General features: G+C 41.5%; 23 protein-coding genes. 1 reads left to right on the forward strand and 22 read right to left on the reverse strand.

What is annotated here, in order from left to right:
- Nucleotides 1-14: 14 nt before the first annotated feature.
- The gene (locus ACZ5O6_RS12085) at nt 15-512 is read right to left on the reverse strand and encodes a methylated-DNA--[protein]-cysteine S-methyltransferase (RefSeq protein WP_447092442.1); all 498 of its coding nucleotides are present in this window, start codon (nt 510-512) and stop codon (nt 15-17) included.
- A 185-nt stretch (nt 513-697) separates the two neighbouring features.
- On the opposite strand from ACZ5O6_RS12085, the gene ACZ5O6_RS12090 reads away from it, so the two are divergent.
- Entirely contained in the window at nt 698-1,552 is an 855-nt protein-coding gene (locus ACZ5O6_RS12090) for an SIS domain-containing protein (RefSeq protein ID WP_447092443.1), read from the forward strand.
- Between the two features lie 29 nt (nt 1,553-1,581).
- Here ACZ5O6_RS12090 and ACZ5O6_RS12095 read toward each other — a convergent pair whose 3' ends face one another.
- The 21 genes from ACZ5O6_RS12095 to rpmH form a co-directional block, all read right to left on the reverse strand.
- A complete protein-coding gene (locus ACZ5O6_RS12095) occupies nt 1,582-3,135 on the reverse strand; it encodes a methyl-accepting chemotaxis protein (protein WP_447092444.1) in 1,554 nt (517 codons plus the stop codon).
- A 229-nt stretch (nt 3,136-3,364) separates the two neighbouring features.
- Complete coding sequence (gene glmS, locus ACZ5O6_RS12100; protein WP_447092445.1) at nt 3,365-5,194, reverse strand: glutamine--fructose-6-phosphate transaminase (isomerizing); 1,830 nt, start codon at nt 5,192-5,194, stop codon at nt 3,365-3,367.
- A 14-nt stretch (nt 5,195-5,208) separates the two neighbouring features.
- On the reverse strand, nt 5,209-6,576 hold the full coding sequence (gene glmU / locus ACZ5O6_RS12105) for a bifunctional UDP-N-acetylglucosamine diphosphorylase/glucosamine-1-phosphate N-acetyltransferase GlmU (protein ID WP_447092446.1): 1,368 nt from the start codon (nt 6,574-6,576) through the stop codon (nt 5,209-5,211).
- A gap of 109 nt (nt 6,577-6,685) precedes the next feature.
- The gene (locus ACZ5O6_RS12110) at nt 6,686-7,111 is read right to left on the reverse strand and encodes a F0F1 ATP synthase subunit epsilon (protein ID WP_447092447.1); all 426 of its coding nucleotides are present in this window, start codon (nt 7,109-7,111) and stop codon (nt 6,686-6,688) included.
- Nucleotides 7,112-7,246: 135 nt separating this feature from the next.
- On the reverse strand, nt 7,247-8,644 hold the full coding sequence (gene atpD / locus ACZ5O6_RS12115; RefSeq protein WP_447092448.1) for a F0F1 ATP synthase subunit beta: 1,398 nt from the start codon (nt 8,642-8,644) through the stop codon (nt 7,247-7,249).
- Between the two features lie 115 nt (nt 8,645-8,759).
- Nucleotides 8,760-9,620, reverse strand: coding sequence for a F0F1 ATP synthase subunit gamma (gene atpG, locus ACZ5O6_RS12120; RefSeq protein ID WP_447092449.1), 861 nt, complete (start codon nt 9,618-9,620; stop codon nt 8,760-8,762).
- Nucleotides 9,621-9,738: 118 nt separating this feature from the next.
- Nucleotides 9,739-11,283 carry a F0F1 ATP synthase subunit alpha gene (atpA, locus tag ACZ5O6_RS12125; RefSeq protein ID WP_447092450.1) on the reverse strand — a complete coding sequence of 515 codons (1,545 nt, stop codon included), beginning with the start codon at nt 11,281-11,283 and terminating at the stop codon, nt 9,739-9,741.
- 77 nt (nt 11,284-11,360) lie between these two features.
- Nucleotides 11,361-11,897: a F0F1 ATP synthase subunit delta gene (locus ACZ5O6_RS12130; protein WP_447092451.1), complete on the reverse strand. Its 537-nt coding sequence runs from the start codon at nt 11,895-11,897 to the stop codon at nt 11,361-11,363.
- A 23-nt stretch (nt 11,898-11,920) separates the two neighbouring features.
- Nucleotides 11,921-12,391 (reverse strand): F0F1 ATP synthase subunit B, encoded by a 471-nt coding sequence (locus tag ACZ5O6_RS12135; protein ID WP_447092452.1) that lies wholly within the window; start codon nt 12,389-12,391, stop codon nt 11,921-11,923.
- Nucleotides 12,392-12,457: 66 nt separating this feature from the next.
- A complete protein-coding gene (gene atpE / locus ACZ5O6_RS12140; protein WP_447092518.1) occupies nt 12,458-12,703 on the reverse strand; it encodes a F0F1 ATP synthase subunit C in 246 nt (81 codons plus the stop codon).
- A gap of 60 nt (nt 12,704-12,763) precedes the next feature.
- Nucleotides 12,764-13,690 (reverse strand): F0F1 ATP synthase subunit A, encoded by a 927-nt coding sequence (gene atpB, locus ACZ5O6_RS12145; protein ID WP_447092453.1) that lies wholly within the window; start codon nt 13,688-13,690, stop codon nt 12,764-12,766.
- A gap of 98 nt (nt 13,691-13,788) precedes the next feature.
- Entirely contained in the window at nt 13,789-14,232 is a 444-nt protein-coding gene (locus ACZ5O6_RS12150) for an ATP synthase subunit I (RefSeq protein WP_447092519.1), read from the reverse strand.
- Between the two features lie 209 nt (nt 14,233-14,441).
- On the reverse strand, nt 14,442-15,371 hold the full coding sequence (locus ACZ5O6_RS12155) for a ParB/RepB/Spo0J family partition protein (protein ID WP_447092454.1): 930 nt from the start codon (nt 15,369-15,371) through the stop codon (nt 14,442-14,444).
- Between the two features lie 76 nt (nt 15,372-15,447).
- Entirely contained in the window at nt 15,448-16,224 is a 777-nt protein-coding gene (locus tag ACZ5O6_RS12160; RefSeq protein WP_447092455.1) for a ParA family protein, read from the reverse strand.
- A gap of 305 nt (nt 16,225-16,529) precedes the next feature.
- Nucleotides 16,530-17,147, reverse strand: coding sequence for a 16S rRNA (guanine(527)-N(7))-methyltransferase RsmG (gene rsmG, locus ACZ5O6_RS12165; protein ID WP_447092520.1), 618 nt, complete (start codon nt 17,145-17,147; stop codon nt 16,530-16,532).
- Nucleotides 17,148-17,247: 100 nt separating this feature from the next.
- A complete protein-coding gene (gene mnmG, locus ACZ5O6_RS12170; RefSeq protein ID WP_447092456.1) occupies nt 17,248-19,179 on the reverse strand; it encodes a tRNA uridine-5-carboxymethylaminomethyl(34) synthesis enzyme MnmG in 1,932 nt (643 codons plus the stop codon).
- Between the two features lie 684 nt (nt 19,180-19,863).
- Nucleotides 19,864-21,291, reverse strand: coding sequence for a tRNA uridine-5-carboxymethylaminomethyl(34) synthesis GTPase MnmE (gene mnmE, locus ACZ5O6_RS12175; protein ID WP_447092457.1), 1,428 nt, complete (start codon nt 21,289-21,291; stop codon nt 19,864-19,866).
- 5 nt (nt 21,292-21,296) lie between these two features.
- Nucleotides 21,297-23,009, reverse strand: coding sequence for a membrane protein insertase YidC (gene yidC / locus ACZ5O6_RS12180; RefSeq protein WP_447092521.1), 1,713 nt, complete (start codon nt 23,007-23,009; stop codon nt 21,297-21,299).
- A 20-nt stretch (nt 23,010-23,029) separates the two neighbouring features.
- Nucleotides 23,030-23,326 carry a membrane protein insertion efficiency factor YidD gene (gene yidD, locus ACZ5O6_RS12185; RefSeq protein WP_447092458.1) on the reverse strand — a complete coding sequence of 99 codons (297 nt, stop codon included), beginning with the start codon at nt 23,324-23,326 and terminating at the stop codon, nt 23,030-23,032.
- A complete protein-coding gene (gene rnpA, locus ACZ5O6_RS12190) occupies nt 23,284-23,646 on the reverse strand; it encodes a ribonuclease P protein component (RefSeq protein WP_447092459.1) in 363 nt (120 codons plus the stop codon). The genes yidD and rnpA overlap by 43 nt, the downstream gene beginning before the upstream one ends.
- Nucleotides 23,647-23,882: 236 nt before the next feature.
- Nucleotides 23,883-24,017 (reverse strand): 50S ribosomal protein L34, encoded by a 135-nt coding sequence (gene rpmH, locus ACZ5O6_RS12195; protein ID WP_447092460.1) that lies wholly within the window; start codon nt 24,015-24,017, stop codon nt 23,883-23,885.
- Between the last annotated feature and the right edge of the window lie 512 nt (nt 24,018-24,529).

Consider the following 24,529-nt stretch of genomic DNA (forward strand, 5'->3'; position numbering starts at 1 on the left):
CTAACTCATATTTTTTAGACTAACGCTCGATGCTTGGCTTCATGCTCCAATAACCACGCTTTTGCGTCTACACCCCAGGCATAACCAGTTAGCGATCCATCTTTACCGATCACCCGGTGGCAGGGCACAATAATAGCAATAGGATTTCGGCCATTAGCAGCGCCGACCGCACGTACTGCTTTTGGATTATCAATACTATTAGCAATATCTTGATAAGACACCGACTCGCCAAAAGGAATCTGCGATAAGCACTGCCAAACTGCACGTTGAAAGTCCGTTCCTTTAGGGTCAAGTCGCACGGTAAATTGCTGTAACTGACCAGAAAAATATTCAGCTAGTTCTTTTTTTGCGTGGTTTGTATGCGAGTTAACAACGTTTTCGCCATCTGGAGAACCGTGTTTGCCAGACGGTGCTGGTTCGGTATCGATAAACACGAGACGGGTCAGCCCCTGATCAGAAGCTTCGATAAGCAATGTACCCAACGGCGAAGAATAGGTGTCAGTGAATAACATCGATAAGCCCTGTTTTAGTGAATCATATAAGTGATCATAACGTGTTAACACCCGAATGCTAGCCAACTTCGGTACTTAATGTTGAGCGAGACCGCTGAGAGCTGACACCATATAAAATATATCTTACCGATAGGTTTTTGTAGTTTACGTTGATTTTCTGTAGTTTTGCTACAAAAAGTGATTAAATGGCGATTATGAAACCCGCACTCCTTAGCCAGCATATCGCCAATACCATGGGACGACTACGTAAGTCTGAACGGAAAGTGGCAGAGTATATTCTTAATCACCAACAAGATGTGATCCACTTGCGAGTCATCGATGTGGCTAACCGCTCAGAAGTGAGCGAACCGACGGTCATTCGTTTTTGTCGTGCGATTGGCTGTAATGGCTTTCAAGATTTTAAACTCACGCTGGCTCAACAACTGGCATCTAGCCCCAGCTTTGGGCAAATTGCAGTCACTGACACAGACTCAACGGCCGACTTTTCTAAAAAAGTATTTGATGGCGCCATTGATACCTTATTGAATGTACGCGACAGTGTAGATATTGAACATCTACATCAGGCCGTAACGGCAATTACCGCATCTTCTCGTGTTGAATTTTTTGGCTTCGGCGCTTCGGGGGCTGTCGCTGCGGATGCTTACCACAAGTTCTTCCGTTTACAGTTATCAGCAGCCGCACACTCTGATCACCACTTTCAAAATATGTCAGCCGCATCGCTATCACCCGGCGACGTGGTCGTGGCCATCTCCCATAGTGGGCGTACTAAGGCTTTATTAGATTCGAGCCAATTAGCAAAAGAGGCGGGAGCAACGGTCATTAGCATTTGTCCTAATCAAACACCGATCGCTGAGTTGGCTGACATTCCTATTTATGTTGATGTCGAAGAAGACATAGAAATGTATACGCCTTTGTGTTCTAGACTGGCGCACCTTGTTGTTATTGATGTGCTGGCAATGGGGGTTGCCCAACAAAAAGGCGAGGGGCTTAAAGAGCACCTTTACAAACTAAAGCAGGCATTAAGTAACGTGCGCGTATAGCACGCATGTTACTTAATGCTAAAACCACCCTAAGCGATTTTATATTGCTCCAATTGCACACGTAATTGCTCTGCCATGTTAGTCAGCCCATCGACCTTATCAATCGATGTATTGACTCGCGATAACGTTTTGGAAGATTGATCCTCAACATTTTTCACATTATTGGTAATTTCTTTTGACACCATGCTCTGCTCTTCTGCTGCCGTGGCAATGCTTTGGTTAAGATGAACGATGTGATCGACAGACGAAATAATACTACCTAATGCTTCGCTCATGTCTTTTGACTGCGATACACACTCTTCGGATTGCTCTTGACTATTTTCCATTGAGATCACCGATGCCTTAGTACTGTCTTGCAGGTCACTAATGAGCGTGTGGATCTCACTCGTTGCAACTTGTGTTCGTTGCGCAAGCGTTCGCACCTCATCGGCAACAACGGCAAACCCACGACCTTGCTCTCCGGCACGAGCAGCTTCGATGGCAGCATTCAGAGCCAGTAGGTTTGTTTGCTCCGCAATATTGCTAATCGTATCGGCAATACCACTGATTGATTCTGACGCCTTAGCCAAGCTCTCGATATTTCCCGAGGCTTTGTTGACTTCATTCGCTAGGCTGTGAGTTAAGCGAATCGACTTTTCAACTAGCTCACTACTAGACGCCGCTGACTCCTGAGTATCTCCTGCAGCACTAGCTGCAGACTGTATATTTTCAACAACTTCGTTAATGGACTCGGCCATCTGACTCATTGCTGTAGACACTTGTATGAGTTCTCCTTGCTGTCCATCCATATCGTTACGATTTTTCTTCGCATTACTGACTACATTACCAAGCTGTTTTTGTAACTGTATTTCTAATGCTTTGGTTTCGCTCGTTGATTGTGCAAAAGCATCAATTAGGTGATCAAACGCTTGCGCAGTTAAATCTAGCTCATCCTTGCCTGTAAAGTTAACCCGAAGCGTAAGGTCTTTTGAAGCGATTACCCGCTGCGATATTCTCTGAATACTTTTCACTTTCTGAATAAGTTTTTTATCAATAATCAAATAAGCAATAGCCGCATTGATGATGCCTATAATCAGAAAAACAATGGCTTCTAATTCCAAAAAAGTGATTTTTTCTTGACTAATTTTTTCCATCATTTTAACAGCCGCATTCATTTCCTTTAAAATGGTGACTGAATCCGCCGTTAGCATAGCTAATAATGCAGGGTCGTTAGTTGCCAAGGCTTTATCTAAAGACTGGCTAAAGGGCTGCCACAGATTTTTAACGACGATTAATTGCTTTTCAATATCAAGAGATGACGCTGGAGGTAAATTGATTTCAGGGTCTCCATTAATCAAGCCATTTAGCGTTGTTTGAAACAGTGTTTTGGTTTTTTCAAGCGCTTTACGCTGATCTTGCCCTGCTAGAGTAAATAGCATCTCTTTCGTCATTTTCTGCGTTAACATGCGCTGACGACCGGCCATATTGATCACATTAGAATCAAATTTTGCATCGGCTGCCCATAAGTGAATACCCACAACCGAACAGGCGATCAGCCCGACAAAAACTCCAATCAATAAAATTAATCGTAACTTTATACTCATACCACATCCTCACACGACATCTTTTGGTGAAACTTTTTAAAGTATAGGTGAGCATGAAAGGACTGCTGGGGTGTTAATAGACCGTTTACGCATAGAATTTGTAAACGTTATCACACTATTAACATCTCAATGTAAACGCTTACATTGAGATGTATGTGAAATGCTGCATATGTCTAAAAGAAAACTCGCTGACTTATTTACTAATAGCGTCAGTGATCTGCAGGAACTTTTATTCTACCGTTACCGACTTAGCAAGGTTTCTTGGCTGGTCAACATCGGTGCCTTTAAGAACAGCAACATGATAAGAAAAAAGCTGTAAAGGAATGGTAAATACGATCGGAGAAATACTTTCTGGTACTTTGGGAAGGTCTATTACTTGACACTCTTGTGTGCTCTTAAAATTCGCTTGTGTATCTGCAAACACAAAAAGTTGACCGCCCCTTGCTTGAACTTCTTCTAAATTGGATTTCAGTTTATCCAATAACTCATCATGAGGAGCAACGGCAATAATCGGCATATCACCATCGACGAGAGCCAAAGGTCCATGTTTAAGCTCACCAGCAGGGTAAGCCTCTGCATGAATATAGGAAATCTCTTTGAGTTTAAGCGCGCCTTCTGCCGCAATCGGGTATTGAATGCCTCGACCTAAAAATAGCGCATGGTGTTTTTCTATAAATTGTTCGCTGAGTTTTGCAATTGCGCTATCTAACGCTAACACCTCTTGGCATAAAGAGGGGAGTTGCTGTAATTCTGCCACCATCTTGCTCTCTTGCTCAATAGAAACACCATTGCGTCGCCCTAACACAAGAGTCAGTAGTTTTAGTGCCACCAATTGCGTGGTAAATGCCTTGGTTGAAGCCACACCAATTTCTGGGCCTGCCTCTGTCATCAGCGATAAATGAGACTCTCTAACAAGTGCGCTGTTAGGAACGTTGCAGATGGTAAGTGCTGCCAGAATACCTTGTTGCTTCGCTTTTTGTAGTGCCGCCAAAGTATCTGCTGTTTCACCCGACTGAGAAATTGTCACCACTAAAGTATTGTCAGGAATAAACACTTTTCGGTAGCGAAACTCGCTCGCAATCTCTACGCTACAATGAATATTAGCAATGGATTCTATCCAATACTTAGCCACGAGGGCTGCATGATAACTAGTACCACACGCTAATATTTGTACATGTTTTGTTTGGTCAAAAATCGCCGGAGCCTCTGATCCAAAACATTCTTCTAGTACTTTAGTTTTTCCCAGGCGCCCTTGTAAGGTTTGCTTTATTAAGTGGGGCTGCTCGTAAATTTCTTTCAACATATAGTGGCGATAATCACCACGGCTTGCTGACTGCTCAGCGTCACTAAGTTTAATTTTTTCTCTATCGACAATATCACCACTATCATCATAAATAGTCATACTATCGGAAGACAAGGTCGCAATATCACCTTCTTCTAAATAAATAAATTGATCCGTCACCTGACGTAATGCCAATTGGTCGGACGCTATAAAATTCTCTTCAATGCCTACGCCGATAACCAACGGGCTACCTTTTCTTGCCGCAACTAGTGTCTCCGGCTCTTGCTGACAAATTACTCCGAGCGCATACGCACCTTCGCATTCTGCAACACTTAACTTAACCGCTTCTTGAAGAGAGCCTGTAGCAGAAAAAAAATCAGCGATTAAATGGGCAACCACTTCCGTGTCGGTTTCACTTAAAAAATGATATCCCTTCTTTTGTAGACCTTCACGAAGCGCTTCGTGATTTTCAATAATACCATTATGAACCACGGTAATATTGGAAGAGCGATGCGGATGAGCGTTCGCTTTTGTGGGTTTACCATGAGTCGCCCAACGGGTATGAGCTATACCTATTAAACCTTCGGCGGGGGAAGATTGAAGGCTTTGTTCAAGGTTAACAACTTTACCCACCTCCTTGCGTACCGCTATTTGCTGATTAGCCTCAATGACTGCAACACCTGCTGAGTCATAGCCTCTATATTCTAAGCGACGAAGACCCTCTAATAATATTTGGGTGACATTCCTTTTCGCAACAACACCAACTATTCCGCACATAATTTTTCTCTTGATTACTTTTTAATTTTTTCTGGACGAGTCCACGATGCATGACTTTTTTGTATCGCTCGCGAAAGGGCTAAGGTATCTTTTTCTACAACTTTTGTAATTGTAGAGCCAGCTCCCACTGTACACCCATCATTTAATTGAACAGGTGCAACTAGGCATGTGTTAGATCCGACAAACACATTGTTACCGATCTCTGTTTGATGTTTATTAACTCCGTCATAATTACAGGTAATTGTACCTGCGCCAATATTTACATCTTCACCTAATATTGCATCACCCACATAACTGAGGTGGTTGACTTTACTGCCTTGGCCGATAAGCGCTTTTTTTGTTTCAACAAAATTTCCAATCTTTGCTTGAGCACTGAGTACTGTTCCTGGGCGTAGACGAGCAAAAGGCCCTACAGTACATTTTTCACCGATGATCGTATTTTCTAAAATACAATGATCTTTTATGATCGATCCCGAGGCAATACGCGTATTTTCTATTACGCAATTAGCACCAATCGATACATTATCACCAATAAAAACATCGCCTTTAAAAATACAATTAACATCAATGGTCACATCATGACCAACGTCTATTATTCCACGACAATCGAAACGCGCAGGATCAATAAGTGTAGCCCCTTCGGTCATTAGTTTTTCTGCAAGTCTTGACTGATAAATTCTCTCAAGCTGCGCCTGCTGGCGTCGATCATTAACACCAAGGACTTCCCACTCACTTTCAGGTTGTTCAGTATTGACTGAAACACCATGAGCCTTAGCCATGGCAATAATATCTGTTAGATAGTACTCTGATTGTGCATTGTTATTTGATAACGCAGGAAGCCACGATTTCAGGTGTTTTGCATGAACTGCCATGATTCCTGTATTGACTTCCGTAATATCCAGCTGCTCTGTCGTTGCATCTTTTTGTTCTACAATAGCTGTTACTAAACTATCCTCATCTCTTACAATACGACCATAGCCTGATGGATTTTGTAAGGAGACGGTCAAAAGTCCAAGGCTAGACTCATCAACTAATGCTGTCAGTTTTTCTAAGGTAGACGGTTTAATAAGAGGCACATCACCATAAAGAATTAATACAACGGTATTATCTGCAAGATAGGGCAGTGCTTGTTGTACGGCATGGCCGGTTCCTAACTGTTCTGTCTGCTCGATAAAATTAAGGTTTTCATTGTTATTGAGTGCTTCTTTTACATTTTTCGCACCATGGCCAACAATAATATTAATTTTTTTAGACGATAGATGACTTGCCGTATCTATCACGTGAGATACCAAAGGTTTAGCTGCAATCGGGTGCAATACCTTGGGTAAGGCTGACTGCATACGCGTACCTTTGCCTGCGGCAAGAATAACAATGTCTAACATGAAAAAATAATCTCTTGAGTTACCGTTTGAGTATCGATAGACGAAAAAAAAGGTAGCTAATGCTACCTTTTTTACAGTAAATATTCATTAAGTTACTAACGACTCTGATTTATTTACCCATTTTTTTACGAATAGCCTGAAGTGTTCTTAATTGAGCAGACGCTTCTGCCAATTGAACCGCTGCTGCAGAGTAGTCAAAATCACCGCTACGATTAGCTATATCTCTTTCAGCATCATCTTTTGCTTGTTGAGCAGCTGCTTCATCCATATCTTCTGCCCGCAAAGCGGTATCCGCGAGAACCGTTACACCATGTGGCTGAACTTCAATATAACCGCCAGAGATATAATAAATATCTTCTTCGCCTGATTGGTTAATCACACGAATAGGACCAGGCTGTAAGCCAGATAGAAGAGGGGCGTGGCCGTAACCAATACCCAAGTCACCTTCTGTGCCCGCAGCAACAACCATTTCAACTAACCCGGAAAAGATTTGTTTCTCTGCACTAACGATGTCACAGTGAACTGTCATCGCCATAACGTAACCTCTTTAATAAATGAAATGTAAAGTGTAGAAATTGGGGTCAGATCAACATTTCCCCAACTTTTAATAAAATATGAAATCAGATCAGCGGAAACCTTGATCTGACCCCAATTTTTCAATTTTTCATTTTTACATGCTTTTCGCTTTCTCAATCGCTTCGTCGATACTACCAACCATGTAGAACGCTTGCTCTGGAAGACTATCGTACTCACCCGCTAAAATTCCCTTAAAGCTACTAATGGTATCTTTTAAAGAAACGTATTTACCGGGTGCGCCAGTAAACACTTGTGCAACCGTAAAGGGCTGTGACAAGAATTTTTCGATTTTACGTGCACGAGATACCGTTTGCTTATCTTCTTCTGATAGCTCATCCATACCTAGAATCGCAATAATATCTTTCAACTCTTTATAACGCTGAAGTACTGTTTGAACACCACGAGCCACTTCATAGTGCTCATTACCAATAATGAGCGGATCTAGCTGACGTGATGTTGAATCTAGAGGATCAACCGCAGGGTAAATACCTTTTGCAGCGATATCACGAGACAATACAACGGTTGAATCCAAGTGAGCAAATGTTGTTGCTGGTGATGGATCGGTTAAATCATCCGCAGGAACATAAACTGCCTGAATAGAAGTAATAGAGCCTGTCTTAGTTGAAGTAATACGCTCTTGCAATACTCCCATTTCTTCAGCAAGTGTTGGTTGGTAACCTACCGCTGATGGCATACGACCTAGTAGTGCTGATACTTCAGTACCTGCAAGCGTGTAGCGATAGATATTATCTACGAATAAAAGAACGTCTTTACCTTCATCACGAAATTTTTCAGCCATGGTTAGACCGGTTAGGGCAACACGTAGACGGTTACCCGGTGGCTCATTCATCTGGCCGTAAACCATTGCCACTTTTGAGTTGCTAAACGTTTCAACGTCAACAACGCCAGCTTCTTGCATCTCGTGGTAGAAGTCATTACCTTCACGTGTACGCTCACCAACACCCGCAAATACTGACAAACCACTGTGTGCCGTTGCAATGTTGTTAATTAATTCCATCATGTTAACGGTTTTACCAACACCGGCACCACCGAATAGACCGACTTTACCACCCTTAGCAAAGGGGCAAACAAGATCGATGACTTTAATACCCGTTTCTAATAATTCTTCAGATGCAGATAGCTCATCATAAGCGGGTGCTTTACGGTGAATAGGCATGCGCTCTTTTTCACCAATTTCACCACATTCGTCAATCGGATTACCTAACACATCCATAATGCGACCTAGTGTTTCAGTACCAACGGGTACAGAAACTGGCGCTTCGGTGTTAGCTACTTCTAAGCCTCGACGAATACCTTCAGAAGAACCCATGGCAATCGCACGTACAACACCATCACCCAGTTGCTGTTGCACTTCGAGTGTTAAGCCTTTTTCGCTCACTGTCAGCGCGTCATAGACCTTAGGTACTGCATTTCGTGGAAATTCCACGTCAATCACGGCACCAATAATTTGTACGATACGTCCGCTACTCATTTCCGAGTCCTCTATGGTTTCTTTTCGATGAAGTTAGAATCAATAGATTCTTAACTCCTGAATTTTAATTAAATATTAATAAGATCAGAATCAATCGGCTCTGATCTTATTCAAATTAAACAGCTGCTGCTCCGCTCACGATTTCTGAAAGCTCTTGAGTAATTGCTGCTTGTCTTGCTTTGTTATACACCAACTGAAGATTATCAATCATATCTCCAGCATTATCCGTTGCACTTTTCATCGCTATCATTCGAGCGGCTTGTTCACAGGCTGCATTTTCAACAACCGCTTGATAAACCTGAGACTCAATATAACGTATGAGCAAACCATCCAATAGGTCTTTTGCTGTAGGTTCGTAGAGATAATCCCACGCGTGCTTTAGCTTTTCATCTTCGTCAGCTTGAAGAGGCAACAATTGCTTAACTGTAGGCTTTTGCGTCATAGTGTTAACAAACTCGTTACTCACTAAGAACAAACGATCAATTTTGCTTTCTGCATAAGCATCCAACATGACTTTTACGGTACCGATAAGGTCGGATATTGAAGGGGCTTCACCAATATCACGCACAGCAGCTTCTACATTACCGCCAAAGCTATTAAAGAACGCTGAACCTTTTGCACCAATCAAGCAAAGGTCTATTTCGACCTCTTGATCAGACCACTCTTTCATTGACTTAACAGCCGACTTAAACGCATTAATGTTTAAGCCACCACAAAGCCCACGATCAGTAGAAACGATAATAAAGCCAACACGTTTTACTTCTCGCTCTTGTAAGTATAGGTGCTTGTACTCTGGATTCGCATTAGCAATATGACCCACTACGCTACGGATATGTTGCGCATAAGGCTTGCCCAGCTCCATACGATCTTGAGCTTTACGCATCTTACTTGCTGCAACCATTTCCATTGCGCTAGTAATTTTTTGCGTACTTTTGATACTCGAAATCTGAGTACGTATTTCTTTTCCGACTGCCATCTTAGTTTTCCAAGTTTCGTCGTAGTGTAAAAGGAAAGATAAACACTTACCTCTCCTTCACAACATTTCAAAGCCAAACCAAAAAGCTTATTGATTTGGCCCCTGTTTTATCTTGAGATTACCAAGTCTGAGTAGACTTAAAGGCTTCTAATGCTGTTTTAAAGCTAGCGGCGATATCATCATTGTAAGTGCCACTATCATTAATATCACTCATTAGTTGACCATGTTCGCTTGCCATATAAGAGAGTAGGGCATCTTCGAATGAGCCAATTTTTGCAACATCTACATCGCTTAAATAACCTTCGTTAGCCGCAAATAGTACAACACCCATTTCTGCAATCGAAAGTGGTGAATACTGCTTCTGCTTCATCAGCTCGGTAACACGCTCACCTTGGTCAAGCTGTGCTTTTGTTGCATCATCAAGATCTGAAGCAAACTGAGAGAACGCAGCCAATTCACGGTACTGAGCTAGTGCTGTACGAATACCGCCGGATAGCTTCTTAACAATCTTGGTTTGTGCAGAACCACCCACACGTGATACCGAAATACCGGCATCCATTGCTGGACGAATACCTGAGTTAAACAAGTCACTGTCTAAGAAGATCTGACCATCGGTAATTGAGATTACGTTTGTCGGTACAAATGCAGATACGTCACCCGCCTGTGTTTCAATAACCGGTAAAGCAGTTAATGAACCTGTTTGGCCTTTAACTTCACCTTTAGTGAAGTCTTCAACGTATTTAGCACTTACACGTGATGCACGCTCTAATAGGCGAGAGTGCAAATAGAATACATCACCCGGGTAGGCTTCACGGCCCGGTGGACGACGTAATAATAGAGAGATCTGACGATACGCCCATGCTTGCTTGGTTAAATCATCATATATTATTAGCGCATCTTCACCACGGTCACGATAGTACTCACCCATGGTACAACCGGCGAACGGTGCTAAAAATTGCATAGCTGCCGGATCTGATGCCGAAGCAGCAACAACAATTGTGTGCTCCATTGCGCCGTGTTCTTCTAGCTTACGTACTACAGACGCAATAGAAGAGGCTTTTTGTCCAACAGCAACGTAAATACACTTAATGCCTTTACCTTTTTGGTTGATAATCGCATCAACGGCAATGGCTGTTTTACCTGTTTGGCGGTCACCAATAATCAACTCACGTTGACCACGACCTACCGGTACCATTGCATCAATCGCTTTAAGACCTAACTGAACCGGTTGATCAACCGATTGACGAGCAATTACACCCGGTGCAATTTTTTCAATCGCATCGGTTTGTTTTGCGTCTACAGGACCTTTACCATCGATGGGAACACCAAGAGCATCAACTACACGACCTTGAAGCTCTGGACCTACAGGTACTTCAAGGATTCGGCCAGTACATTTACAACTCTGACCTTCTGCAATCGATTGGTAGTCGCCTAAGATTACGGCACCAACGGAGTCGCGCTCTAAGTTAAGCGCCATACCATATACGCCACCTTCGAACTCGATCATTTCACCGTACATAACGTCGGCTAAACCATGAATACGAATAATACCGTCAGTAACAGAAACAACAGTGCCTTCGTTTTGGGCTTCGCTGCTTACGTCTAGAGAATCAATACGATTCTTAATAATTTCACTAATTTCTGAAGGATTCAGCTGCTGCATGCTCTGTTCCTCTTACCCCGTTTTGGTGGTAGTCAATTATGTCCTCTATTACTAGAAGGCCATAGGTTTGTTGAAGTTTATACGCCGATGGCTTCAGACAATTTGGCCAAACGACCACGAATTGAACCATCGATAACCATGTCGCCAGCGCGAATAACAACGCCGCCAATTAATGCTTTATCAATGGTTGTTGATAAAGCAACATCGCCCTCTAGCACTTTACTTAATTTCTCTTTAAGCGATTTTTCTACGGCTTCATCAATGTCAAACGCAGTGCTAACAGTAATGTCCGAAAATTTTTCTTGCTGAGATTTAAAGTCTTCGAATAGAGCTTGAACTTCTTTAAGCAATGACAGGCGTTTATTCTCTGCCATCACAGAAATGAAGTTTTTTACTTTTCCGTCAAGTTCATCACCACAGAGCTCTATTACCAATGCAGCTTTTTCTTCTGACGTTTTTGTAGGAGAGTCTAATAGACCTTCTACTACAGATTGTTGAACAACACTTGCAGCAGCAGCGAGAGATGATGACCAAGCATCAAGTTTGCTATCACTGCGTGCGTATTCAAATGCCGCTTTTGCGTAAGGGCGAGCTAATGTAATTAATTCTGCCATGCGATGTCTCTCTTAGAAACTGATTACAATTCAGCGGCTAATTTGTTCACTAAATCATTATGTGATTTAGCATCAACCGATTGCTCAAGAATCTTTTCTGCACCGGCAATAGCTAATGCTGCCACTTTACCGCGAAGCTCTTCTTTAGCACGATTAGCTTCTTGCTCAATCTCTGCTTTTGCAGCGGTAATAAGACGATCAGCTTCCACTTTTGCCTGTTCTTTTGCTTCGTCTACTAGTTGGTTAGCACGTTTGTTTGCCTGCTCAACAATGTCTGATGCTCGTTTTTTAGCTTCTGACAATTGCTCAGTGGCTTTCTTTTGCGCTAACTCAAGATCTTTATCTGCACGTTCTGCAGCTTGAAGACCTTCCGCTATTTTTTGCTCGCGCTCTTGCATCACTGCAATCAACGCTGGCCAAACAAACTTCCAGCAAAAAAAGACAAAGATAAAAAACGTAATCGTTTGCCCGATTAATGTTAGGTTGATATTCACACCAACACCTCTTGATTGAGATTTATAAAACGACTAAATAATGTTTGTTATTAAACAGCAATCTTCTTATACAAGCGAAGGCGCAACAACAAAGATTAAGTACATACCAATACCAACACCAATCATAGGTACCGCATCTAATAGACCAGCCATTAGGAACATTTTACCTTGAAGAGCAGGTGCTTGTTCTGGTTGACGCGCAGCGCCTTCTAAAAGTTTTCCACCTAGTGTACCGAAACCAATCGCAGTACCTAAAGCACCTAGACCAATCAATAATGCACTTGCTACATATACTAAACCAACGGCTTCCATCATCTTCTCCTACAAAGTGATTTTAATTTAAAAAAGTAAAACAAAGGTTTTTATTAATTATTAGTGCTCATCATGATTGTCGTGTGCCATTGCCATATAGACCGTGGTTAACACCATAAACACGAACGCTTGAAGTGTAATCACAAGAATATGGAATACTGCCCATGCCCACTGTAATACACCTGCAAACAACCCTAATAAGAATCCAGCACCAAACATAATTGCGATAAGAATGAAGATCATCTCACCGGCATAGAGGTTTCCGAACAAACGTAACCCTAAAGAAATAGGCTTGGCGATTAATGAAACAGTTTCTAAAATAAAATTGATAGCAATCAATAGCGGCGCTAACAATATACCCAAGCCTTTCGTCGGAGGAGAGAAAGGGTGGAAAGTTAATTCTTTAATAAAACCAACAGCGCCTTTTTGTTGGACACTGAAAAATATCATTAACAAAAACACACCAATCGCCATACCCAGAGTCGCATTAGGATCTGTTGTAGGTACAACTTTGAAATAAAAGTGCGGATCGCCAACAATAACATTAGCAACAAAATGAGGAATCCAATCAACAGGGATTAAATCCATAAAGTTCATCAAGAATACCCAACAAAAGATCGTCAAACCCATTGGGGCAATCATGCTATTTTTATGATGAAAGGTATCTTTTACCGTGTTATCAATAAAACTCACTACGAGTTCAACAAAACTTTGTAAACCCGAAGGCGTATCAACGGTTGCTTTTTTTGCAACACGCGAGAAGATAAAAATAAATAAAGCACCTAAGAAAATGGACCAACCCAAGGTATCAACATGAACTGCTGAAAAGCCCATATCTTTGGCTTCTTGAGAGGTGTGGGCAGAAACCCAAGTTGATTCAGTGAGGACTTCGCCATCGTAGCGAGTATAACCTTCAGGTAATTTACCATAGGTCCAGTTTTGCAAGTGATGCTGAATATATTCAGTCGAGGTCTGTGCGCCTGCCATACTGTTTATTTATCCTAGGTTCTTATGCCATCTACTCGTATTGCCTCATAAACACAATACGAAAAAGCCATGTTTGGTTTTACCACACGTATCGCTTGTTATAAGCGAGAGGTACGCGCGAGTTGTATCCATTGAAAAACTGTTAATGCTAAGTAAGTACCAAATAACACCAACACATCTAATGGTTTAACTAACGTAAACGCAATTGCGAATCCTACGCCAGATAATAAAAACTTTCCCATTTCACCACGATAAAAGCTCAATAGCACGTATCGTGCCGCATGAGCGCCCCGATAGCGAAACGCATATAGGGCAAAATACATATTGGGAATTAAATAAATTACTCCACCAATAAGCGCTGAATAATCTAAAGAAGATTTTATCCAGCATGCTATCAACAATATAGCTAGAGTAAGGATGAATTGTTGCATCCATATAACAGCTATACGCTTCAGCGTTAGTTGACCCGATTGTAAACTGCTTGCCACCGATGTTTCGGCAATAGGTTTATTCGGTTTTATGTCATAACTCCTAATTACCACAGTCAACTGATATAACTTTGCTGTCGCTTTTACGCATTAACGAAAAAGCTAAGATCACCCAAAGGAGATAATAAAAGAACAAAGATACTTAGCGGTATCCCATAAAAATAATAAGGATTTTACATGCCGCTTGAGACTATGGTCTTATGCAAAGCGAGCGCAATTATAGGGACTTGATGAAAAGTATTCAATACTTAATATGCCTTACGCTATGGTTCATAGCCAAGATGGTGCAAAATACCGTCTAACTCGTCTAAGTTATTGTATTTTAACACCAGCTTACCTTTGCCTTTTGCACTATGTTGAAGCATTACCGGCACACCTACTTTTTCAGAAATACCTTCTTCTAGTTTTGAAAGATCTGGGTTATGTAACTCTGTTTGCTCTTTAGGCTTGTTAATTTCTTCAAGAGTGCGTCGCACCAATGCTTCTGCTTGTCGAACGGATAAGCTTTTTGCTACCACTTCGCTAGCGACTATTCGTTGCTTACTATTTTCTAAACTCAGCATGGCACGAGCATGGCCCATTTCTATATCTCCATGCTCAAGCAGTTTTTTCACTTCCTCATCTAATGAAATAAGACGCAGGAGATTAGTCACCGCCGTTCTCGACTTACCAACGGCTTCAGCCACTTGCTGATGCGTTAGCTCAAATTCATCTTGCAAACGCTTAAGTGCTACCGCCTCTTCAAGAGGGTTAAGATCTTCCCGTTGAATATTTTCAATGAGCGCCATTGCAATAGCCGCTTCATCAGGGACGTGACGAATAACCGCGGGAATTTTATCAAGACCAGCTAACTGGCTAGCACGCCAGCGGCGTTCGCCTGCGATAATTTCATATTTATCGCTTGATATTGGGCGAATAACAATAGGTTGCATAACGCCTTGAGCTTTAATCGATGCTGATAGCTCTTCCAATGCGTCTTGATTAATATCACGACGAGGTTGATATTTTCCTCGCTGAATCAATTCAACAGGCACATATCTGAGCTGCTCATTCCGTTCTAAGTCGGATGATTGTACCTGCTCGATCGCACCCTGAACGGTTGTGGCATTTTCCGCTGAATCTTGCATACTGGCTGTACCAGCATTTAATAAGGCACCTAAACCTCGTCCCAAACCCTTTCTTTTTGTTGCCATAATTGTGCTCTTAATATTTCAAAGGTTTACAAACCTACGAATACACTGTGCGTGTATAGTCGCTATAGATAAATAGTTATTGTTTTTTCTTTTCATTCCTACGTACAAATTCACCCGCCAATGCGAGATAGGCAACCGCCCCTTTTGATTGGCGATCATAAACTAGTGCGGGCTGACCAAAGCTCGGAGCTTCTGCTAAACGAACATTACGAGGGATACAGGCCTGATATAGTTTTTCACCAAAGTATTCTTTAAGCTGGTCTGAGACTTCATTGGTTAACGTGCTTCTGGGATCGTACATCGTGCGCACAATACCTTCAATTGATAGCGAGGGGTTAAGTTGCTGCTGAATCTGATTAATCGTTTTAATTAATGCTGATATACCTTCTAAAGAATAATATTCACACTGCATAGGAATAATAACGCCATCGCAAGCAACCAATGCGTTAAGCGTTAGCATATTAAGAGAAGGGGGGCAGTCGATAAGAATATAGTCGTATTGATTTTTACTCTCGTTAATGGCATTACGTAGACGAAATTGTTTTTCGGGTAACTCAAGTAACTGTACTTCTGCTGCAGTTAAATCATCATTGGCGGCAACCACTGAAAAATGGCCTGTGGGTGATATTTGGCTCACATCACTAATAGAGCGATCTTCCACCAGCACATCATAAACAGATAACGGCACATCACTTTTATTCACACCACAACCCATGGTGGCATTACCTTGTGGATCAATATCAATAAGTAGCACACGTTTTTTAATAGCCACAAGGGAAGCAGCCAAATTGACACAGGTTGTGGTTTTCCCCACACCTCCTTTTTGATTTGCTATGGCATATACCTTGTTCACGGTTATCTCTCTTGTTAGCTATTGAGACCTTTGCACGAAAGCCATTTCACTCTCATGCGGCGTTTACCCCACAAAGGGGTACCGAGGAAAAATGTACTCAATCGGTCATTTATCATGTATAAACTCCCTCTCTCCGTGCATTTTTGCCTTGCCTGAGAGCAAAATCATCTTCCGTGCAAAGGTCTCATATTATTTTTAGAAGGAAAAAATTAATCTTTAGTGCATTCTGAGCTAAATTGCATTCATAGAACAGAAGAGCTAGCTGTTTTTTTGTTCGAAATTTTAGAATGCACCATGGGTAAAAATTACACTTTGTTTAGTATCAGCAGATGCCGTTCACCTTCAACATTCGGCACCTGTAAGGGATAAAAGGCCTCGACAATAGCGTGTTTTTTACAATCACTCAATTCCTTTTCAGGATAGATTCCTTTCATCGCCCAGTATTGCCCACCATCACGCAATAGATGCTGCGTTCCAGTCACCATATCATGCAAGCTCGCAAACGCACGACTGACAACAATATCAAATAATTGATCCGGCAGATAAGATTCGACACGCGCATTTTCTACGTTCACATTAGATAAGCCTAATTCCGTTTTTACTTGAAATAAAAAGCGGGTTTTTTTTCCATTGCTGTCCAGTAGAGTTACACCGGTGTCTGGAAAAATAATCGCCAAAGGAATTCCAGGTAAGCCGCCACCAGTCCCTACATCAATAATCTGTCGCAGTGGATCTTCTGTATTCGATTGCTGTATGGCTTCGTTAAAATAGGGCAGTAATGTTAGGCTATCCAATAAATGCTTTTCGACCATAGCGATAGGCTCACGAATGGCCGATAAGTTATAGGCTTTATTCCATTTAACTAATGCGCCTAAATAGGTCAGTAATTGATCCACTTTTTTATCATCAATAGTGATGCCCATTTGGGCCAATCCATTGCGAAGGTGTTGCTCACATTTTTTTTTATCAATCACAGTATTATCTTTTTGTAGAATAGTAATAGATGCACTATTGGGGCGGATTTTAATGATTATTGGATGTTACTTTCCGCAGTAGTCCACGTTTTTTGAGGTAAACCAATAGCAAAGAAATCGCGGCTGGTGTAACGCCCTGAATACGGGAAGCACGACCGAGATTTTCTGGCTTTTGTGTTATCAATTTTTGTTTAACTTCGTTAGATAAACCTTCAACTGTAGCGTAATCAAAATTTTCTGGTAAGGGTGTTTCTTCATGTTGAAGAAGGCGTTTCACTTCTTGTTCTTGGCGTTGAATATAACCCGCATACTTTGCACTAATTTCAATTTGTTCAGCGACTTGGGTAGTGAAGTTTTCAGGTACTGACACGTCATCAACAGTAGGAGCATCTAAAGTAGGGAACAGTTGAGCAATATCGTGATAGTCTAATTCTGGACGCTTTAACAAGTCCATTAAATTATATTCGCGTGTGAGCGGTGTTTTAATTTTATCAATCAAGGCATCAGCTTGTGCACTATGTGCCTGCACCCAAGTTGACGATAAACGTTGCTCTTCTTTTGCTATTGCTTCTTTTTTGTCATTAAAAAATTGCCAGCGTGCATCATCAATAAGGCCTAACTCATAGGCTTTTTCAGTTAAGCGACTATCGGCATTATCTTCTCTCAATAATAAACGATGCTCTGCACGGCTAGTGAACATGCGATAAGGCTCTTGTGTTCCTAGGGTAATTAAATCATCAACCATAACACCAATATACGCTTGATCTCGACGAGGACACCACGCCTCTTTTTCTTGTGCACGCAAGCCCGCATTTAGACCCGCCAGTAAACCTTGCGCTCCAGCTTCTTCATAACCAGTTGTGCCATTAATTTGTCCGGCAAAAAATAAACCATTTAGGCAGCGGGTTTCCAGATTAGATTGCAGATCTTGTGGGTTGAAAAAATCATACTCAATGGCATAGCCTGGACGCATAATATGTGCCTGTTCAAAACCTTTAATTGAGCGGACGAGATCAAGCTGCACATCAAAGGGGAGGCTGGTAGATATTCCATTGGGGTAAAGCTCGTGGGTATGCAAGCCTTCGGGTTCGATAAATATTTGATGGCTATCTTTATCTGCAAAGCGGCTGACTTTATCTTCGATAGAGGGGCAATAACGGGGACCAACACCTTCGATAACGCCGGTATACATGGGGGATCGATCCATACCAGAACGAATAATGTCATGGGTTTGATTATTCGTATAGCTAATCCAGCAACACACCTGCTCTGGATGATCAGATACTTTGCCCATATAGGACATCACCGGTAAAGGCTTATCCCCCCATTGCTCTTGTAACTGACTAAAATCAACAGATTTGGCATCGATACGAGGAGGTGTTCCGGTTTTTAAACGATCGACACGCAGAGGAAACTCTCGTAAACGATCAGCTAAGGCTATGGATGGCGGATCACCCGCACGTCCACCAGAATGGTTTTCTAAACCAATATGTATTTTTCCACCCAAAAATGTACCAGCAGTAAGCACAACAGAAGGCGCATAGAATTTTAAACCCATTTGGGTGACTACACCGGTGACGGTATCGCCTTGAACAATAAGGTCGTCAACCGACTGTTGGAAAATTTGTAAATTTTCTTGGTTTTCTAGAATTTCTCGTACCGCCGCTTTGTATAAAACACGGTCTGCTTGCGCTCGTGTCGCTCTTACTGCTGGCCCTTTACGCGAATTAAGTACTCTAAATTGTATACCTCCCTTATCGGTTGCTTGCGCCATCGCGCCGCCCATGGCATCAATCTCTTTCACCAAGTGGCTTTTTCCAATACCACCAATGGCTGGATTACACGACATCTGCCCGAGAGTCTCTATATTGTGTGTGAGTAGCAGTGTTGAGCATCCCATACGAGCAGCAGCTAAACAGGCTTCTGTGCCTGCATGGCCGCCACCAATCACAATGACATCATAATGGTGAGGATAATTCATAATATAAATAGTACGTATGTTGAATCGCTATAGGCGACAAATAAAGGGCGGCTAGTATAGGGATTTATCTCTCATTGAGCAAAAGATGTTCAATAATTAATCAAACAATAATATAAAGCATTCTATATTCTTAACTATTTTTGTTAATCCGTTATTTATGGTCTATAACTTATAGTGTTATTAACGATTGAAAAAATAAATATTATTTTATTAGTATTACTTACTATAAATACTATTATTAGTTAGCCAAAATACTGTTGAAAACTACTTATTATTCAAATAAAACAAAGACTTATAGGCATAACAAGTAGGTCTTAATAGCGTCAGTTTGTTGCTTTATAGTTGATCATAAGCAGCGGATAAGATGGGATAACTTTAACGCTTGCACGATGGTTTATTTCCGTTAGTGAGTTATTCATCATTACTCCAGTATTATCCCCGCCTTTTGCTTGTTTTTATAAACAGGGCAGTCACCCTCTATTTTCTGAAAAACATAAAGTGTTTGTATATCAATGTTTTACTGAAATAACCTGTGAGTAATTGTTAATAAGTTTTCGTAAGTGCAAAAATAGGATGTGTTTTTGTGGATAAGTTTGTTTTAATCTGTGGAAAAATGAGTACTAAGGTAAATAATGGTGTAAGCGGAAGGGAATAAAACGAGTAATCGATAGTCTGGGATGTGGTTTATTTGCCAATACAAAAACTAGAAAATATCTTACCAAGCAGTTCATCAGCACTGACATCCCCCGTAATTTCTCCGAGGTGTTGTTGGCATAGGCGTAAATCTTCAGCCAATAGCTCGCCAGCGCCTTGTTGTAATTGAGCACTTGCATGGGTAAGTGCGGTTTCTGCCTGTAACAAGGCGTCTAAATGGCGACGTCTCGCGGTAAACCCCCCTTCAGCGGTATTGCTATAACCCATTACTAATTGAAGGTGTTGGGTGAGTAATTCTATGCCTGTCCCTGTTTTAGCCGATAAATACATCACGGGTATAGCATGCAATTCGGTCATACGAGCACTTGTATTGACTTGATCGATTTTGTTACAAATTACGGATATTTTTGAATGATCGAGGTTTTTGTCTTTATTTTCCCTAATAAATTGTTTAATTGCAGCACTGATATCGGATGTATTCTGGTGATCAGAAGCATCAATCAGGAGGAGTAGGCGGTCAGCCTGCTCAATTTCCACCCAGGCACGTTTAATACCCATTTGTTCGACCACATCATCGCTTTGGCGTAGCCCTGCTGTATCGATAATATGGAGAGGCATACCATCTAAATGGATATGTTCGCGTAAGACATCCCGTGTGGTTCCCGCTATATCTGTCACAATAGCCGCATCTTTGCCTGCTAAAGCATTAAGCAAGCTTGATTTACCCGCATTAGGTTTACCAGCAATCACCACCTTCATTCCTTCTCTGACTAATACCCCTTGTTTAGCTTGGGTAAAAACAGCTTGAAGTTGCTCTGTAATTAATGAAAGTTGTTGGTGTATATGCGTATCTTGAAGAAAATCTATTTCTTCTTCGGGGAAATCAATGGCCGCTTCAACATACATTCGCAAATGCGTAAGTTGTTCAACCAAGGTGTGAACTTTGTTAGAAAATGCCCCTTGTAAGCTGTTAAGCGCATTACGCATAGCTTGCTCTGAGCTAGCATCGATAAGATCAGCAATGGCTTCGGCCTGTGTTAAGTCCATCTTATCGTTTAAGAAAGCGCGTTCAGAAAACTCACCAGGATTGGCTAAGCGAACATTATTGCGTGTAATAATATGTAATAGTTGATCAAGTACGACAGGGCCGCCGTGGCCTTGCAGCTCAACTACGTCTTCGCCAGTAAAGGAATGAGGGTTTGGAAAGTAAAGACAGATGCCCTGATCAAGTATTTGATGGCTTTCAGGGTCTACAAAGTTGCCGTAATGAGCGTAGCGAGGCGTTAGTTTTTGCTGGCAGATTTTTTCACCCACCATTAACGCGTGTTTACCTGATATACGGATAATGCCGACACCACCACGGCCGGGGGCTGTGGCAATAGCGGCAATGGTATCGGTATCACCGGTAAAATTATGTGTAAAGTTACCGGCGTCGTGATCAGTAAGTGTGTCTGACAAGCTCGTTAGCCCTCAGCTTCAATCCTACGAGTGATGATGTATTGCTGGATAATGGATAAGGTATTGTTGGTTACCCAGTAAATAACTAAACCGGCAGGGAACCACAAAAACATAAAGGTAAATGCGACAGGCATCCACTGCATGATTTTCGCTTGCATAGGGTCTGGAGGCGTCGGATTAAGTTTTTGTTGAATATACATCGTGACACCCATAATCAATGGGAACACAAAATAGGGGTCTTTAACGGAGAGGTCGGTAATCCATAGGGCAAAAGGTGCATGGCGTAGTTCCACACTTTCCATAAGTACCCAATATAAAGAGATAAACACCGGCATTTGAATCAAGATAGGTAAACATCCACCCATCGGATTCACCTTTTCGGTTTTATACATCTTCATCATTTCTTGCGACATTTTTTGTCGATCGTCACCGAAACGCTCTTTAAGTTGCTGCATCTTCGGAGATAATTTACGCATTCTCGCCATTGAGCGATAGCTTACCGCCGATGGGTAGAAGAAGATGATCTTGATAAACAATGTCAGCACGATAATAGACCAGCCCCAGTTACCGACGACGTCATGAATCATAATCAGTACATGGAATATGGGTTTAGCTATCCACCATAAAAATCCAAAATCAATGGTTAAGTCTAAGTAAGGTGCAATAGCTTCTAGGCGATCAATATCTTTTGGACCTACATAAAAACCGGCAGATAGTGTACCGGTTTGCCCAGCTTCTACGGTAGTTGTTGGTGTTGAAAAGCCGAGTAGGTAAATATCTTTACTGCCTAGTTTGCGAAGTGAATAACTGTTATTGGATTCGCTATTAGGTACCCAAGCACTGACAAAGTAATGTTGGATCATGGCTACCCAACCGCCTTGAGTTCGGAAAGATTCTTTTCTGTCGGCTAAATCATCAAAACTAATCTTTTTGTAGTTATCTTCCGGCGTACTTGTTGCCGCACCTAAATAAGGGTTAACACCAATACCCGAATCAGCCGTAGCGATAGGTTTGTGGCTATCACGCTTGATTTGGCCATATAAATTACCCTGCCAAGCATTCGCTGTCTTATTATCAATGTCGTAAGTGACATCAATAAAGTAATCGCCGCGGGTAAACGTAAAACGTTTAGTGATGACTACGCCGTTTTGGTTGTAACGAAGATCAACCTGTAGCGTATCTTCGCCATCAGCAAGTACATATTCATTACTATCAGAAATAAACGTTGGACGCCCATCGGCGGTATCTGTGGCATTAGGGCCGACAATGCCGCTTTGTGCGATATAAGTTGTATCTGCTGTGCGATTAAGCAAAATATAAGATTCTTCGCCACCTAAGCGGACTTTATGCTTAAGTAATGCGGTTTGTACAATATCGCCACCGAGTTTGTCGATTTTGATGGAGAATACATCGGTAGTAATTTGGATGAGATCGTCACTGCTGGAATTAGCACTTGTGTTAGTTGTATTTGAGGCTAGAGAGTTGACGGTATTTTGTTGTGGCGGTAATGGAATTTCAGCATCACTGCTTACTGCATCAACACTAGTGGATTGCGAGGGGATGACCGGAGTCTCGCTGGTATCAGCCGTTGTGATTTCTGTACTTATTTGTTGATCAGCAGCGAGTTGCTGTTGTTCACTAAATTTACTCCATTCAAAAATCAGTAAAAAACCCAAAACAAAAATCGCTAATAGGTAAGCGTTGCGTTGCCAGTCCATCTTCATGTTGTACGTCTTCTTTATTGGTCGTGTGATTGATTCTTTTGGGAAGCGCTTTCAGGCACTAAATCGACACCGCCTGCGTGCCAAGGATGACATTTACAGAGTCGTTTAGTGCTCAGTACACTTCCCTTAATAAAGCCAAAGCGTCGATAAGCCGTTTCGGCATATTCGGAGCATGTAGGATAAAATCGACATCGCTGCCCAATTAATGGGCTAATCGCATAGCGATATAGGGTAATTAACCCTAAGACAGGCCATGATGCGTAGCGATTTACGGTTGATATGATCGTGCTTTTTTCTGGATCTTCAGCCATTGTTTATCGATGAGTACTCTTATTGAAGAGTTGTCTATTTCACCCAATCCCCTTCGGGCGAGCACTATAGCATCTATTCCCTGATTTTGGCGCGGTAGGTGGCGAAAACTTTCTCTAATCACCCGTTTTATACGGTTTCTGTCAACGGCTAGACGAACGTTTTTCTTGGCGATGACTAAGCCTAAACGATCGCAATTGAGTTGGTTAGGTTTCGCTAAAATTAAGCAATGTGAATGTGATGCACGAAAAGGTGGATTTGAGAAGACATTTGAAAAGTCTGCTGCATTTAGGAGTCGTTGAGATCGACGAAAAACAGCCACAATGATTTCTCCACAGGTATGAAATCAGTTAAGTTAGGCAATAGAGGCAGAGTTGTGTATGGCTAGACATGGGTCTCAGTCAGTGTATTTATAGCAGTTTATGTATAAATATGAGAAAGACACATAGCAAAAAATAGAAGCTCTTACGTAATAGTGCTTCTATTTTTTACTGTAGACTTTTTATTAACTGGCTTAATGCTTTTAAAAGACAATTAAGCAGTACTTAAAAGGGCTAGTTAAGCGGAAAGAACCTTGCGACCTTTAGCACGACGGCGAGCAATAATTTGACGACCGCTTTTTGTTGCCATTCTGGCACGAAAACCGTGAGAACGTTTACGCTTAAGTACGCTGGGTTGGAATGTTCTTTTCATGCTAGTTGCCTTAATACAGTAGTGGACTATTCATTGGATTTTAGATGGCGGTAATAACGAGTTATTTTTACTGCCTCAGTACCAATACAGTACGATGCATAGACCCACCAAAAAATCGAGGGCGAATTCTAAAGAATTAAAATAACAAAAGCAATCGGTAAATGCTAAATGCTTTAATTAATAAGCGATGGTTTATACGTTATTTAACACATTAGCCAGACCCCTTTAATCATGCGGTTTCAAGCGTGTTGCATGTAAAAACAAACAGCTAAATAACATGCTATCAATCGCTTATTAACAGAATTATCAACAGTTTTTAAGAGGGTTTGTTTAAGTTATTCACTTTTAACTATTTGTTATTTTTATGTTAAGTTATTGAATTTGATAACTTTTTATTATTCTATTGTGTTTTCATTTATTTTTGTTTTTTTTGTGTGGATAAGTGTGGCGGTTTTTTTTCTACAGGAGTAGAATGCACGCAATGTTTTTTGGACGGTGTGTAAAACCCTGTT

The organism is Eionea flava, assembly GCF_055393785.1.